Raw genomic sequence first — 16,409 nt, 5'->3', positions numbered from 1 at the left:
TGAGGCAAATATAAATAAAATAATTTAATAATATGGGGCTGGTTGAGAAAATATCCCTATAATATGTGTGGGTTGTTTTTATGGATTTATTATATGTGTGATACTTTGGAAGAATAAGAATAATCAGAAAAGATTGAAATCCAAAGAAGGGATGTATCTTTGTGCAAGATAAGCCTTCTTTGGAATTCAAAATGTATGAAAATTTATTCGGCTCCTGCTGGTTTGTAACCTGGAGTTTGTTTCAGAGCACGGTTATTGGTTAACGTTGTTTTATCTATCGGCCATAATAACTTGTCAGTATTACCGTTTTCTGCTAATGTATATTTAAATACATATTCACTGCCAAAACGACGCAAGTCATACCAACGTTTGCCTTCCATGAAAAATTCTTTGAAGCGTTCTTCTAAAATAGTTTCATTTATATCTTTATCATTTGGCTGATTGGGAAAACCAATTGTTTTGCTATTGTAATTTTCTCCATAAGCTCGTTGACGTATAGCATTTATTTCTTCAGCCGGATTTTCTCCCAGCATCGCTTTTGCTTCTGCCAACATGAGCAGAAGATCTGCATAACGGTATATAGGGTAATCATCACACATAGAACGATTGTCTGCAACGTCCTGAACTCCTTGATATTTATAGTTAAAAACACCTATGAGATCCAGTGAGCCATCTTCCAGTTTATTGTAAACGCCTTTCAGTGTCATTAGCTTACGGCTGTCTTTGTCATCGTATCGATTTATATTCTCTTTTTTAATGCCCAGACGGATTCCCCCTAATCTGTTTTCTTTTGTCAGATCGAATTTTTCTCCGGTTGCGGCATCATAATAGGTGCCAAAATAGCTTCTTGAGGGAAGAAAATTCACTTGAAAAGATCCGTTCCATAACTCGTGTTCTTTAAGTTGATTCCGGAATGCAAAAATGATTTCTTTGTTTCCTTTTTCAGTATAAGCAAAAACGTCGCTGAATTTTTCCATCAGACCCAGTACAGATACATTATTTTGTATATCTGTCAAGGCGCTTTTGGCAATGGTTGCATCTCCGTTTCCTCCTCCCATTTGCTTTCCGGACCAAAGATATACTTCTCCTTTTAGCATTAATGTTGCAGCTTTCGACCACATACTTTTTTGTCCCTTGATGGCATAATCGGAACCAAATGCATTTATAGAGACTTCGATATCTGCTTTTATTTGTTTCATAACATCTGTTACCGGAGAAGCTTCTTTTGTCATGTTAGAAACGTCTACCGTAAATGTAGGTTCGGTTGTAATGACAGCATCTCCCCATGATCGTAGAATATGGAAATAGTAGAATGCCCGCATACCATAACATTGTCCGATGTAATAGTTTTTTTGTGCTTCGGTTAATATTTCAGTTTCATTAGTACGAAGTATCATCAGGTTTAACTGATTGATATTCTCATAGAATTTTCCGTAATTGGAAATACCTGGATTTTCTTCATTTATGGTATTATATGGAAGGCGTTCTACACCCTGTGATGCTTCACCTCCAAATGGCAAGTCTCCGAAAACGTCGCTTCGTGCTTCTCCTAAAATGAAGAAATTATAGGCATGCTCTCTGAAGCGAGTGTGTAACCCGGTCATGAAGGCATCGAACTGGTCAGCTGATTTCCAGAAATTTGCATCTGATATAGAACTGATTGGTTTCATGTCCAATGATGTACATCCCCCTATAAAGAGTGATGAAATGATGGCTATTGATAAAAATATTTTTTTCATGTTGCTTAAAAATTTGAAGTGATTATCAGAATGAAACAGAAATACCTAATAATATGGTTCGAGGCATAGGATATCTACCTTCATCTACTCCGGCGTTGTCTTTCTTGATTGCTGGTTCGGGTGACATTCCCGTATAGCCGGTAATATAGAATAAGTTTTGTCCTGTTATGTAAACAGAAGCGTCACTAAGTGTCGCTTTTTCAATGATTTTTTTAGGTAGACGATAACTTAATGTGATTTCTCTCAATGCTAGATAATCTCCTTTTTCATAGAAACGGGAGCTATTATTATTGATGTTAGGATTCGCATTATTTGAACGTGTTATATTTTTCTTGCCTAGCTGATCTGCGTAATAGAATTTCGGCAGGTCTGCATTTACATTCTCGGGAGACCAAGTGTTATAAACGTCTTTTATTATGTTGAAAGAACCTTGATATTGTCCCAGTGAACGTGCAGCGAGATCATTGTAAATGATATGGCCTAATGCATAGTCGAAGCGGGCAAATAAAGAGATATCTTTATAAGAAAGATTTGTAGAAAAACCACCCGTCCATTTGGGTAAAACATTTCCGACTTTTACACGGTCATATTCGTTGATTACACCGTTATTATCAAGGTCTGCCCACATAACATCCCCCGGCTCAATCGGTTTTTTGCCGATCTTTTCCTTATCGCTCATCTGTGCCCATTTGTTTGGACCATATAGTTCAGCAACTGCGTCATATCTGTCACCGGCATTGGTTTTTACGTCATCCCAGTCTCTGAAAATGCGTTCTTGTTTATAAGCATATACTTCGCCAAGGGGCTTTCCTTCCTGATATCCACCTACCCAGGTCACTTTTTGAGATTTTGGGTCATATACTTCCATACCTCCCTGGCGGTTATTTTCGTTACCATTATAAGGTAGTTTAATGATTTTGTTATGTACCAGCGATGTGTTGAATGAAAAATCCCAACTGAACGCTTTGGGGTTAGAAAGAATATTAAGTTTTATTTCTGCCTCGAAACCAGTGTTACGCAAGCTACCCAGGTTTGTTCTGATACTGCTGAAACCAGTATATCCGGGTAATTCTAAGCTGGTCAGCAGGTCGCTGGTGGTTCGGTTATAATAATCTAGGATCAGATTGAAACGATTGTTTATGAAACCTAGGTCGAGACCTACTTCAAAAGAATTACTCTTTTCCCAACGCAAGTCACTATTGATCAGTCCGGTATTTAGGAAGCCAACGTTGCCATTATAGGGAATAGGAATACTGGAACCGTCGTTGATTGTGTTGTATTCTCCATATACTTCATAATTTCCTAGTCCGGCGACATTTCCATTTACACCGTAGCTGATACGCGGTTTAATGGTGGATATATATTTGGCGATTTCCATATCTTTAAAGAATGACTCTTCGTGTAAATTCCAACCGGCAGAAACACCGGGAAAGAATCCCCAGCGGTTGTCGCTTAGTTTGGATATGCCATCGTAACGGGCAACAACAGAGAACAGGTATTTATATTCATAGTTGTAATTGAGACGAGCGAAGCCTGATAACATGCGGTATCCATCCTTATAAGAATAGACTTCTGTTTTGTCGCTTGCCCCGTTCAATGTAGGAATATCGTCACTTGGACCTTTATTCCCTTTTGCTTGTAGTTTGAAGCGGTTGTAGTCGAAATATTCGCCGCCGACCATTGCTTCCAGGTTATGTTTTTCTTTGAATGATTTATTGTAAGTCAATGTGGCGCTATGTTGCTGTTGAAACTGACGTTCGTACATAGCACGGGCATTACGTGTATTGTTGGGAACTGTGCTGTTCTGTGTTTGATATTGTTTATCGAAGTCTTCCTGTTCGTTGTCGATATAATAGATTGAACTATTTTCATTCAGTGCCAGTCCGGGTATAATTTCCCAGTTTCCGCCGATGTTGAAAGTTGTTCGTCGTACATTGTTGATACGTTGTAGTTTATCTTTCCAATAAAGAGGATTTCCGTCTGCAGCTCCAAGACCGGATGCCGGATTTCCATCTTCATCAAGAGGATTTAAGGTTGGCCATAAACTCATTGAACGGTAAAAGAGCTGTGCTTCACTGATCCATAATCCGGGTTTTTTTGAAAAAGAATAAGTGGCTCCAGCATTGATTTTAATATTGTCTCGTACTTTATAAGAGCCGTTGACGTTTCCTGTAAAACGTTCATAAGAAGTACCTACAACTTGTCCTTGTTCATTATAATATCCGAAAGATGTCAGGAAGGTTGCTTTATCATTTCCTCCGGTAACACTAAGATAATGATCCTGAGTAAATGAAGGATCATTGAATGCTATATCCATCATTTGGCCACCGTAGTCTTTAAAGATTAACTGACCTTCGCCATCATACGGGTCTGTCATTTGTTCCCATCCTTCATTTAGAAGATGTTTATTTTCTTCTGTTAGATAATGAACAGAGAAATGGTCGCCGGTATTTGTCCCGTAGCCGGTTGTATTGTTAACCTGTTGTAATGTTCTGGTATAGCCAGCATCATTAATGTATTTGTTACCAAGTCTGTTATAATATAAAAAATCTCTGGCTCCGAGAAACTCATATCCTTTACGGGCAAAATTCATACCTCCTTTAAATTTGTATGAGATAGTCGCTTTCCCTTCTTTGGCTCTTTTAGTCGTTATCAGAATAACGCCACTGTTAGCACGAGCTCCATAAATGGCTGTGGAAGCTGCGTCTTTTAGTACCTGAATCGATTCAATGTCGGCAGGGTTTACATCATTCATGGAACGTACGATACCATCAATCACAACAAGTGCCTGATTGTTTGCTGGATCGCCGGTAATTGTCGCACCTCCGCGTAAGACAATATTAGGGGCTTCTCCCGGTTTACCGGATGTATTTACAACGCGTAAACCACTTACAGTTCCTTGTAATGATTGTCCGGCATTAGAAATTGCTACATTTTCCAGTGCTCTGTTGTCTAATTTGGAAATAGCGGTGGTTAGGGTTGCCCTCTTTTGTTGTCCACCGTAACCGGTAACAACAACTTCATCCAGTTGTTCCGTATCTTCACGTAAGATAACATTTACTTTTGTTTTTCCGGTTAACGGAACTTCCAGTGTTTTGTAGCCGATAAATGAAAATTGTAGAATAGCATTTTTGTTAGATACAATAATGAAGAAGTTACCATCAAGGTCAGTAACAGTACCATTTGTGGTTCCTTTTTCTACAATAGAAGCACCCGGTACGGAGAAATTAGATTCGTCCATTACCGTTCCTGTGATAGTTATCTGCTTTTGTCCCCATGCAAAAGCAGGAAGCAACATAACAAGCACTAAAATTAGAAAATTTTTCTTCATAATAAATTACTTTTATTTGTTAATAACTAAGGTTGACTCTTTTTGATAAATTAATGTTTGTGTCGTATGAAGACATAGTTCTTAGAAGACTATGATGTATTATGTTTTTTTTAATTAAAAGGATCCCTTGTTTTTGAATGCTAGAACGATTTCTGATGCATAAATTGGATTTGCAAGATCGACTGTTACATATTTTTTTTATTTACTCAGAGGACTATTTGAAGAATATTTATCTACTTTTGTTTATTCAAATGACAGAAGTAAAAAAAATAGTACCATGAATACAAAATTCCTTATCACGGCCGATAGCAATCGTAGTGCATTATTAAAAAAGAAGATTATACATTATTATATAGCTAATGGTGATGCCACAATTGCAGAATTGTGCAAGGAAATGGATTTGAGTATTCCTACCGTAACGAAGCTGGTAGGAGAATTACTGGATGACGGTTATATCCTGGATTTTGGAAAACAGGAGACTAACGGGGGGCGCAAACCGAATATCTATGGTTTGAATCCGGTTTCTGGTTATTTTGTTGGCGTGGATGTTTTCCGGAGCAAAATTAATGTTGCAGCTGTCGATTTCAAAGGAGACAAGTTACGTGTAGAAGAAAATATTCCGTATTCATTGGAGAATACACCAGAGGCATTGGAGATATTATGTAATCTGATTAACGACTTTATTGACCGATTGAGTGTTCCTCGCGAAAAAGTATTAGCTGTAGGTGTAAATATATCGGGGCGTGTTAATCCTGTGTCAGGCTATAGCTACAGTATTTTTTATTTTGAAGAAAAACCGTTATCCCAGATTCTGGAGGAGCGCATTAATATAAAAATTTATATAGAAAATGATACCCGTGCAATGATGTATGGTGAATATATGCAAGGTGTCGTAAAGGGAGAAAAAAATATATTGTTCATTAATATGGGATGGGGATTAGGACTTTCCATCTTTATAAACGGTGAACTGTATTATGGCAAGTCCGGTTTTTCCGGTGAGTTCGGACATTTCTGTTTCTTTGATAACGAAATTCTGTGCCATTGCGGTAAAAAGGGGTGTATTGAAACCGAAGCATCCGGTTCTGCCTTGCATCGTAAGTTGCTGGAACGTTACCGCGAAGGCAGCAGTACTATACTCGCTGAAAAAATAGAAAAGAAAGAGAAGATAAAAATGGCCGATATGATAGAGGCAATCCAGAAGGAAGATGTGCTTTGTATCGAAATCCTGGAAGAAATGGGTGAGAAGCTGGGCCGTGGAATTGCCGGACTTATGAATATCTTCAACCCGGAGTTGGTGGTACTCGGTGGAACTTTGTCTTTGACCAGCGAATATATCAGTCTGCCTATTAAAAGCGCTATACGGAAATATTCTCTTAATTTGGTTTCTCAGGATACCGAAATCAAAGTCTCCAGGCTAGGAGAACGAGCAGGTGCACTGGGTGCATGCTTGCTTTCACGAAGCAAAATGTTGGGAATGATTCGTTATTAATTAATATTTTTATTAATAAGACTTTGATAGTAAAACTTTGTAATACAATAAAATAGATATTGTTGTTTCTGCGATGTGAGCGGAATATTTGTTTATCAAAAGAGAGCATGCATTTATCGCTCTCTTTTAATATTTACGTACTTTCCCTTCAAAACAATATCTGTAAATGATTATTTTCGTTTTAGATATATTTGATAGAATATTTAATTTATTTCTTCTCTATATTAAAAATATTTATTTATATTTGCGGTGTAATTAAATGTATCGATCAAGTGATTGGGAGATATTGAGTTTATGAAAACAATTTAGAAGAGTCCTTTAGTTATGTAAAATGAAAAGTTAACTGTAGTTGTTTTTTAATGCATTGAATTATCTTTGGAACCTCTTTTTTGTAAATGAGTTCTACTCTTTTAGTACTGGCGGTATTCCATTCAGCACTTTATTACAAAGTAAGAGAACTAAAAAAGATGATTGTTACTTGCTAATATGCAATCTCATAAGGGTATATAAGATTTTAGTAAATACTTTTAAAAAATGAGATAATTGAATGCATAAAAGCTAACCGTAGTCTTCTAAGAACTAAGTCATTTTGAATTAAAAGTATATTAAACGAAGATACATACCTCTAAAAAGATGTTATATCTATAGATTGTTTTTTATGCTCTTATTGCGGCATAAAAAATCTATTTAGACGAAACAAATTGTCAGTGTTCGTTTTGATTTAAATATTAGCTTCGTATATTTGCTGCTATGCTAACAAAATCTATCAACGAGGAACTATTAGTGAAGGAACTGGTCCAGGGAAGCCAAGATGCTTTTCAGGCAATATTCATGCACTATTATCCTAAAGTCCACAATTTTGTATACGGCTTGGTTAAATCGCAACAAGATGCGGAAGATATTACCCAGGAGGTTTTTTCAAAAGTGTGGGGAAGTCGCAGTATGTTTGCCGATGTCAGGAATTTGGGAGCTTATCTGTTCATTTTATCTAAAAATACTACTTTTAATTTTTTGGAGGCTCGACAAATACGTATAGAAAGGTTGAATGAAAAGCCTTTTGAGGAAGAGGCTCATGACTCACCGGATGAAGATCTGATAGCAAAAGATTTACAACTTTTGATAGATATGGTAGTGGCTAATATGCCGCCTCAGCGTAAACTGATTTATCAGCTGAGCCGTGAGGCGGGATTATCGAATGCAGAGATCGCAGAGAAATTGGATCTGAGCAAGAAGACGGTAGAGAATCACTTGAATCTGGCGTTAAAAGAGTTAAGAAAAATCTTATTATACCTATTGATACTTTATTTGTGTTAAAAAATTAGGGGTGAATAGCATGAGAGTAGTCTTTATAATATAATCGTAAAGGAGAAATGAGTTATATAAAAAAAATAGTTGATTATTTCTTTCACCATGATCTCCCGGAGGAGATGAACTGGAAGATACATCGACGGTTATTGAAAAAAGAAGACAGACCGGAAGTTGATGAGGCATTGCAATCGGTTTGGGATACTATGGGATTTCCGGAAATGAATGAAGCTCGTCCCCGGCAGGCTTATTCCATATTGAGTAAGAATTTAGGTTTTACAGAACAGAAAAAATCCGCATCAAAAAATGTGCGGATCATACCGTTTTGGGTAAAACTGACAGCTATATGGCTTTTACCATTGATTATGTTTTCCACATCCGTCTATTTTTATTGGCAGGCAACCAGTGTGAAAGATGTGTTGGCGACTGTTTCGCTGATAGAACATTTTGTTCCTGCCGGAAAACGTGAGCAGATTGTTTTGCCTGACAGTAGCCGGGTCTGGCTGAATTCCGGTAGTGTACTGATATACCCTTCTATATTTGTGGGAGACAGACGTGAGGTTTATTTGTCAGGTGAAGGTTATTTTGAGGTGGAAAAGAATGCGGAACAACCGTTTATCGTTAAAGCCCGGACACTGAATGTCGAGGTGTTGGGTACCCGGTTCAATCTTTTTGCTTATCCTGAAATAGGGCAGATTGCGACTACGCTTGAAGAAGGGGCTGTACAGGTCCGTTTGCAGGATGAAGAGGGGAAAAGTTTTCACCTGGTGCCTGATGAACAATTGGTCTATTATATAGAATCCGGAAGCGTTGATGTGAGAAAGGTTGTTTCTGCCGATTATTCTGATTGGCGTGAGGGAGGTTTGCTGTTTGATAATTATTCATTCACTGATATTATTCGTATCCTGCAACGTACATATGGATTGGATATACATTTGCAGACATCTGCCTATAATAAGAATCTGCTGACAGTTCATTTTAATAAAAATGAATCGGTAGAAAATATATTCATGCTTCTGAAAGAGTTGATACCCGGTCTGGAATATAAAATTGACGGGAAAAGTATTTATCTGAAATAGGAAACAATAAAAAAATCACATGTAATTTGAAAAAGTTTTACGATTGATTGGGTGCAACGTTTTTTCCATCTGTCATTATAGATGAGTACGTACTCAAATCGGTGCAATTGTTTAACTATTTTAATTACATATGAAGAACAAACACAAATCCAGACGAATTGGAACCTATTGTCTGAGCTTTTTGATCGCAGGTTGCCTGCAGATCAATGCGCAAAAGGTCTCCTTTAGTGAAGGAACTGTTTCTTTAAAGGAAGCATTCCAAAAGATTGAAGCTTCATCCAAGTACAAAATCGCCTATAATGGTACACAGTTGGATGTAAACAAGAAAGTTGTGCTTAATCAGAAAAATGCGGAAGTATTGGATGTATTGAGTCAGGTGCTGGCTGGTACAGGCTATACTTATTCGGTAAAAGGTGACTATCTCGTCATTACCTCTCCCTCCCAAAATGCGGTCAATCAGAAAGTAAAGAACGTAAAAGGTGTTATTGTCGATGAAACAGGCGAGCCTGTTATCGGTGCAAACGTCGTTGTTTCAGGAACAACGAACGGTACGGTTACTGATTTTAACGGTAATTTCTCGTTAGAAGTTCCGGAAAATGGTACATTGGACGTTTCTTTCATCGGTTATCTGACACAATCGGTATCTCTGAAAGGGAAAAGTGATTTTCGTATTACATTGAAAGAAGACACCCAGAAACTGGACGAAGTAGTGGTTGTCGGTTATGGTACCCGTTCCCGTAAGAGTATTACCGGATCTGTGGACCAGGTGAACAGCGAGATTTTTGAAAATCGTCCGGTAACCAATGCGACTCAGGCGTTGCAGGGAGCTTCTGCCAACCTTATTATCCAGAGTAAAAATGCGAATCCGAACGATAACAGTATGAACATCAACATCCGTGGTGTCAGTACGATGGGGAACAATGACCCGCTGATCGTTATTGATGGATTGGTATCGAGTTCATCGACTCTGAACAATCTGAACCCGAACGATATTGATAATGTATCTGTCCTGAAAGATGCAGGTAGTGCAGCCATCTATGGTTCCCGTTCTGCAAATGGTGTTATCCTGGTAACGACTAAAAAGGGTTCTAAAGGCAGTAAACCTGTTGTGGCGTTCAATGGACAGGTCGGTATTCAGGACCCGCATATTTTATTTTCACCAGTCGAAGGCTGGCAAAACGCCATGTTGAGAAACCAGGCAAATATGAATGTGGGTAGTGCTCCCCAGTTCACGCCCACCCAGATTCGTGATTTGTATGATCACCGTAATGAAGAAGAATGGTTGTATGACCAAATCATCAAATCCGGTCTCCAACAGAACTATAACATAAACGTATCCGGAGGTAGTGAAAATACGACCTACATGGTATCCGCCAGTTACTATAACCAGGAGAGTAACTTCCAGGGTAGCTTCGGTATGGAACGTTATAACTTCCGTAGTAATCTGAGTACGGAATACGGACGCTTTAAGTTGACATCCTTGATGGCTTATAACCGTCGTAAAGACAGAACCGTGGCCGGTGGTACAGGAAACACGATCATCAACTCATCCCGTGTCCCTTCTTATTATTACTACAAATTTATGGAAGGCGACAAATATTTGGTCAATGATATAGTCGGCGATGACAATCCGTTGGCATTGTTGCAGGACGGCGGTTATGAAAAGAAAGACGAAGACAATTTTATCGGAAGTATGAACCTTGATGTTAAGATCATCGATGGTTTGAAAGCAACCGGTTTGGTTGGTCTGGATTTGACCCAGCATCATCGTTATCGTCGCGACAAGAAAGTGCCGTTGTATTCTTCTGCCGATTTGGAGAATCCGGTACTGTACATGCACTCCAATACAATGACTGAAGATTATAATGAAAAGCGTTATACTCTGAGTACACAATTCTTATTGGATTTTAACCGTACATTTAATAATGTCCATAACGTAAGCGCATTAGTCGGTGTTTCAAACGAATCTTACACAAAACAGGCAAGCCGTATTGCCTGGGAATACACGGATGAAGACCTGGGATTGCCGACGACAGACGAATCCATCCAGAATAAAGATAACAAAAACTCGAACAATGATACGGACCAGACAAGTATAACTTCCGTATTTGGTCGTGTAGGCTATAATTATATGGATAAGTATTATGGAGATGTTTCTTTCCGTTATGACGGTTCTTCAAAATTTGCCAAAGATCAGCGCTGGGGGTTCTTCCCTTCGTTCTCTGCCGGCTGGCGTTTGTCTGAAGAAGCCTTTATGGATACGTATAAGAGTAACATCGGCGATTTGAAACTGAGAGCATCGTACGGTGTACTGGGAAATCAGAATGTGGACAATTATTCTTACCAGACTGTCTACCAGATGAACAACAACGGCTATGTATTCAATGGCATATCCGTCCCGGGAACGAGCTATACAGACGGTAATGCCTTCCTGACATGGGAAAAATCAGCTAACTTTAATATTGGTGCTGATGCAACCTTCCTGAACGGGAATTTATTCTTATCCGTAGACTATTTTGATAAGAAGACATCTAATATATTGTTAACACCGGAAGTTTCGTCCATCTATGGCGGTTCCGCAGCCAAGGAGAATGCCGGCGAAATGAAAAACAGAGGTTGGGAATTAACGATCAACTACAAATTAAATTCCGGCGATTTCCATCATAACTTCAATTTCAATATTTCCGACTCAAAGAATAAAGTGACTGATTTCGGAGGAAAAGAACGTATCGACCAGAATGACCAGTTGTATAAATTGATTCGTGAAGGGCAGCCGTTAGGTTCATATTTCGGTTATAAAACAGACGGATTGTTCCAGAGTTACGATGAGATTGCGAACAGTGCGCTGCCGGTAGGAGCTTCCGTTCAACCCGGTGATGTGAAGTATGTTGACCAGAACAACGATGGTGTCATTGACGAGAAAGACCGTGTGATACTGGGTAATGCATTTCCGCGCTATACATTCGGTTTCACTTATAATATGACATGGAAAGGTTTTGACTTGAACGTCATGCTGCAAGGTGTGGGCAAACGTTCCATGTATCTGCGTGGTGAGTTGATAGAACCATTCCACTCAAACTATTCCTATTGTATTTATCAACATCAGTTGGATTTCTGGACTCCGACAAATCCGGATGCCCAATGGCCTCGTTTAGTTGCCCCGGGTTCATCTTCTTCTACGAACAACTGGGGTATGGCCGGATCAGATATTTATTTGTTGAATGCAGCTTACTTACGTGTAAAGAATATCCAGATCGGATATACCTTACCGAAAGCTTTGACTCAGAAGTTTGGTGTACAAAAATTGCGTGTCAGCGTAAATACCGAAAATCCGTTGACATTTACCAAGAACTCATTTATCGATCCGGAATCTTCTGAATTCGGCAGCGATATGGGGGGCATCGGTGGCATCGGGGCAAACAGCGGACGTAACTACCCGACACTGACTTATTATGGATTTGGTTTGGATATAGAATTTTAAGACATAGACTTTGTTATGAAAATGAATATTTTGAAATATTTGCCAAGTATAGCATGCGCTATACTTGCATCATTCGTATCTTGTAATGATTTGGATCTGGCTCCTACCAATAAGTTTACGGATTTGAATTACTGGACTTCCGAGGCAAAGGCTTCTTCCGTATTGAGCATGGCTTACAGTCAGATGATGAGTTCCGGCTATTTCTTCGCAGACGAACGGTTATCGGACAACTTATACGAAGGGCGTGGTAGTACGGATGAGAAACTGATTACTTCGGGTCAGGCAAACGCCGCTTTGGGGCGATTCTCTGAAGATTGGAAAAAATGTTTTGAAGGCATTAAAACATGCCACACATTCCTGGAAAATGTTGATCGTGTCCCCGACATGGATGAAACATTAAAAAACAGGATGAAGGCAGAAGCACGTTTCATTCGGGCCATGTTGTTCTTCCGCCTGGCTAATAATTATGGCGATGTTCCTTTGTTTGACTATACACTGACAATCGAAGAGGCTAATACGATTGCCCGCTCGCCGAAAGCGGATGTTATCAAGTTTGTCCGTGACGAACTGAATGATATCGTCGGTACATTGCCGACAAGACAGGAATATGCGGCAGCTGATAACGGCCGGATCACAAAAGGGGCTGCTATGACTCTGCTCGCCCGTACTTATCTGTATGAGAACGACTGGCAGAATGTTTCGTCTGTCTGCGAGAAAATAATCAATGGCGAATATGGTGAATATGCATTATTTTCAAGCTATGCAGGTCTGTTCTTGCCGGAAAACGAATACAACAGCGAAGTGATCCTGGATATGGGATATCTGCTGAATCTGAGAACCTGGAGTGAAATGTACGATGGGATTCCCTTGTCTGTGGGCGGACGTGTAAACGGTTTTGCTCCGACACAGGAACTGGTGGACGATTATATCATGAAAAATGGCCGGTCGATTCATGAAAGTGGTTCCGGCTATAAAGAAGACGATCCTTACATAAACAGAGATCCTAGATTGCAGGCTACTATCGTTTACCATGGTTACCAGTGGACAGACGGTAACGGCAAAACGTCCACAATTTATATCAAACCGGGTTCTTCTGCCGATGCAGGTGCTGCTAATCTGGATGAATATATCGGTCCGGGACAGAACTCCACCGCTACAGGTTATTATCTCCGTAAATGGTTTGATCCGACCGCTCCGGCAGGTCTTGCTTCCGGCTTGAATCTGATTCTGATGCGCTATGCCGATGTCTTATTGATGTATGCTGAAGCAAAAACAGAACTGGGTGAGATGAACGAAACCGTTTGGAACAAGACGATCCGTCCGATCCGCGAACGTGCCGGTTTCACAGACGCTTCTGCTTTGAATTACCCGGCTTCAGGTGATATGCAGACTATTGTACGCCGCGAACGCCGTTGTGAATTGGCTATCGAGGGGACAAGACTCTATGATATCCGTCGTTGGAAAACGATCGAGACGGCACTAAATGGCAATCCTCGCGGAGCTAAATTTGCTGCGGATAATACACAGTATATCCAATTGGATAAGAGATCTTTCAATAAAGATAGAGATTACTTGTTCGCTATTCCGCAGTCACAACGGGATATCAATAAGAATCTGACTCAGAATCCGGGATATTGATTAAAATTTTAAATCCAAAAAATCTAAGAGATATGAAAATAATATCTATAAAATATATGATGCTGTTCGCTTTTGCTATGGTCTTTGCGGCATGTAGCAGTGACGGGGAAGTGAGGCATTTGGGCGTGACTGCCGTTAAAGCGTTATATGAACCGGATAATGGGAAAGCCGTTGTCCTGCAAGCATCGGCATCGGCTTCTTTGTATTTTGAATGGGAGCCGTCGTTAGCCGAAGATGGTGGTGCTGTGTTGTACGAAGTTGTTTTCGATAAGGCGGATGGTGATTTTTCCGATCCTGTTTCTATAGTTACTGCCGACAACAATGGCGGAACTAATCATGCAACGATCACACATAAACAGTTGAACCAGATCGCCGCTTCAGCAGGGATCGGATCTGCGGAAGAAGGGACTCTGAAATGGACGGTATATGCCTCCAAAGGTATCAATCCGGTCAAGGCTGAAGAAGAACGTACGCTGACGCTTACCCGTTTGGCAGGATTCGCAGAAGTTCCGAGCCAGTTGTATATCACCGGTGAAGCCACGGAAGTAGGAGCTGACCTGGAGAATGCCATGATCATGAAAAAAGTGGCTGACGGCGAATTTGAAGTTTTCATGAAACTGACGGAGGGCAAGTCCTTCAAGTTTGTCAGTGCCAATACCGGTACTCCGACTGAATACTCGTTGAACGGTGAAAAACTGGTAGAAGGCGGTAGTACGACAGCAACCAAAACCGGTATCTATAAATATTATATTGATTTTAATGCCGGATCGTTTACTTCCAAAGAGGTGACTAAAGTGAAATGGTTCCTGAACTGGTCACAGAAAGAGATAGAACTGGATTACCAGGGTCTCGGTGTCTGGGCTATCAGCAACTATACGGTAACGGGATTGACGGATAGCGATAATTCGGACGACCGTTATAAGTTCAGAATGGAAAGTTCTGACGGAGAGACCGAATGGAGAGCCGCCATCAATAATGATAGCAAACCGACCGGCAATGATGAGTATTACTACATGGCTGAAAAGACGAATGTAGAACAGTGGACAAACAACGAAGTCTGGAAGAGCCCGGCTACCGATGGCTGGAGCGATAAGGCGTATGATGTTACATTCTCTTTGAATACGCAGGGTGAATATACTCATAATTTAGTAATCAAATAAAAAGGAGGAATTATGAAAGCGATATTTATAAAACTGATGTTCATCACCTCTGCCGTATTGGCCTTCATGGGATGTAATGATAATATGGGTGACACGGATAACCGTTTGGCAAGTGTCAGTACATTACTTGAACCGGCGGATGGAAAATCCGTTGTTCTGGAACCGTCCGCATCATCCAGTGTTTATTTTGAATGGCAAACACCGAGTGTAGAGGAAACAGGTACTGCTCTTTACCAGATTGCATTTGATAAGGTAGACGGTGATTTCTCAAAACCGGTGTATGTGATGTGTGCCAATAATAACGGATTTGGCAATTATGTATCCGTTACGCATAAACAGTTGAATCAGATTGCAGGTAAGGTCGGCATAAAACCGTCTGATACGGGTACATTCAAATGGACTATACTCTCTTCAAAAGGTCTGCAGAGCGTAAAAGCCGGCGTTGAAAATAAGATTACGGTAACCCGCCTGGCAGGTTTCGAAGATGTTCCGATCGATGTCTATGTGACCGGAGAGGCTTCTGAAGGTGGGGCTGACCTGGCAAAGGCACATAAAATGAAAGCTGTTGCCGGTGGTGAATTTGAAGTGTATACAAAACTGGCGGCAGGCAAACCATTCTATTTTACGGACGGAAAGACCGGTACTCCGAGAGAGTTCTATACAGCGGACGGCATGGTGAAAGAGAACGGAACGACAACGGTCGCTAAAGACGGTGTTTACCGTATTACATTAGACTTTAATACCGGTGCCTGTACCTATACGCTGGTAAACAAAATAACTTTCTATTTCTGTCCGGACGGAGAATCTCTGTTTGAATTGCCTTATGTAGGTTATGGTGTATTCCAGGCGAAGGAAACGGTTACTTTCAAACAAGAGAGCTGGGGTAGGGATGAACGCTATAAGTTCAGAATGACTATCCGGGAAAATGGAGGTGCCGATGCAGAAAAGGAAGTCGAATGGGGAACATTGAACCAGACAGACTCCCGTCCGACGGCAAGCAGTCCGGAGTCTTATTATTACCTGCAACTGTTTACCGAGGTATCCCAGTGGGATAATAAATGGAAGCTGATGGGCGATTTTGATGGTGTTCCGGCTACTTATACCGTCTATCTGACGGCAGACCAGCCTTACACACATACAATCGTTAAATAGTTTATTACAAATATTTGGTAAGAAGGACCCGGAAT

9 protein-coding genes are annotated in these 16,409 nt (G+C 40.2%); 7 read left to right on the top strand and 2 right to left on the bottom strand.

Going from position 1 to position 16,409, the window contains the following annotated elements:
- Positions 1-203: 203 nt before the first annotated feature.
- Both nanU and HMPREF1535_RS08120 read right to left on the bottom strand, forming a co-directional pair.
- Entirely contained in the window at positions 204-1,739 is a 1,536-nt protein-coding gene (gene nanU / locus HMPREF1535_RS08125; protein WP_046145815.1) for a SusD family outer membrane lipoprotein NanU, read from the bottom strand.
- Positions 1,740-1,764: 25 nt separating this feature from the next.
- Positions 1,765-5,070, bottom strand: a complete 3,306-nt coding sequence (locus HMPREF1535_RS08120) for a SusC/RagA family TonB-linked outer membrane protein (protein ID WP_046145814.1) — start codon at positions 5,068-5,070, stop codon at positions 1,765-1,767.
- Positions 5,071-5,347: 277 nt separating this feature from the next.
- On the opposite strand from HMPREF1535_RS08120, the gene HMPREF1535_RS08115 reads away from it, so the two are divergent.
- The 7 genes from HMPREF1535_RS08115 (at position 5,348) to HMPREF1535_RS08085 (ending at position 16,374) form a co-directional block, all read left to right on the top strand.
- Positions 5,348-6,559: an ROK family transcriptional regulator gene (locus HMPREF1535_RS08115; RefSeq protein WP_046145813.1), complete on the top strand. Its 1,212-nt coding sequence runs from the start codon at positions 5,348-5,350 to the stop codon at positions 6,557-6,559.
- Between the two features lie 750 nt (positions 6,560-7,309).
- Positions 7,310-7,873 (top strand): RNA polymerase sigma-70 factor, encoded by a 564-nt coding sequence (locus HMPREF1535_RS08110; RefSeq protein ID WP_009860543.1) that lies wholly within the window; start codon positions 7,310-7,312, stop codon positions 7,871-7,873.
- 56 nt (positions 7,874-7,929) lie between these two features.
- Positions 7,930-8,943, top strand: a complete 1,014-nt coding sequence (locus HMPREF1535_RS08105) for a FecR family protein (RefSeq protein ID WP_046145812.1) — start codon at positions 7,930-7,932, stop codon at positions 8,941-8,943.
- Between the two features lie 130 nt (positions 8,944-9,073).
- A complete protein-coding gene (locus HMPREF1535_RS08100) occupies positions 9,074-12,424 on the top strand; it encodes a TonB-dependent receptor (protein WP_046145811.1) in 3,351 nt (1,116 codons plus the stop codon).
- 15 nt (positions 12,425-12,439) lie between these two features.
- Positions 12,440-14,062 (top strand): RagB/SusD family nutrient uptake outer membrane protein, encoded by a 1,623-nt coding sequence (locus HMPREF1535_RS08095; RefSeq protein ID WP_046145810.1) that lies wholly within the window; start codon positions 12,440-12,442, stop codon positions 14,060-14,062.
- Between the two features lie 32 nt (positions 14,063-14,094).
- Positions 14,095-15,222, top strand: coding sequence for a SusE domain-containing protein (locus HMPREF1535_RS08090; protein ID WP_046145809.1), 1,128 nt, complete (start codon positions 14,095-14,097; stop codon positions 15,220-15,222).
- Positions 15,223-15,234: 12 nt separating this feature from the next.
- Complete coding sequence (locus HMPREF1535_RS08085) at positions 15,235-16,374, top strand: SusE domain-containing protein (protein WP_046145808.1); 1,140 nt, start codon at positions 15,235-15,237, stop codon at positions 16,372-16,374.
- Positions 16,375-16,409 lie beyond the last annotated feature (35 nt).

The organism is Parabacteroides goldsteinii DSM 19448 = WAL 12034 (genome assembly GCF_000969835.1).
Taxonomy (GTDB): domain Bacteria; phylum Bacteroidota; class Bacteroidia; order Bacteroidales; family Tannerellaceae; genus Parabacteroides; species Parabacteroides goldsteinii.
The sequence above is the reverse complement of the archived record's forward strand: the minus strand, read 5'-3'. Positions and strand labels throughout refer to the sequence as shown.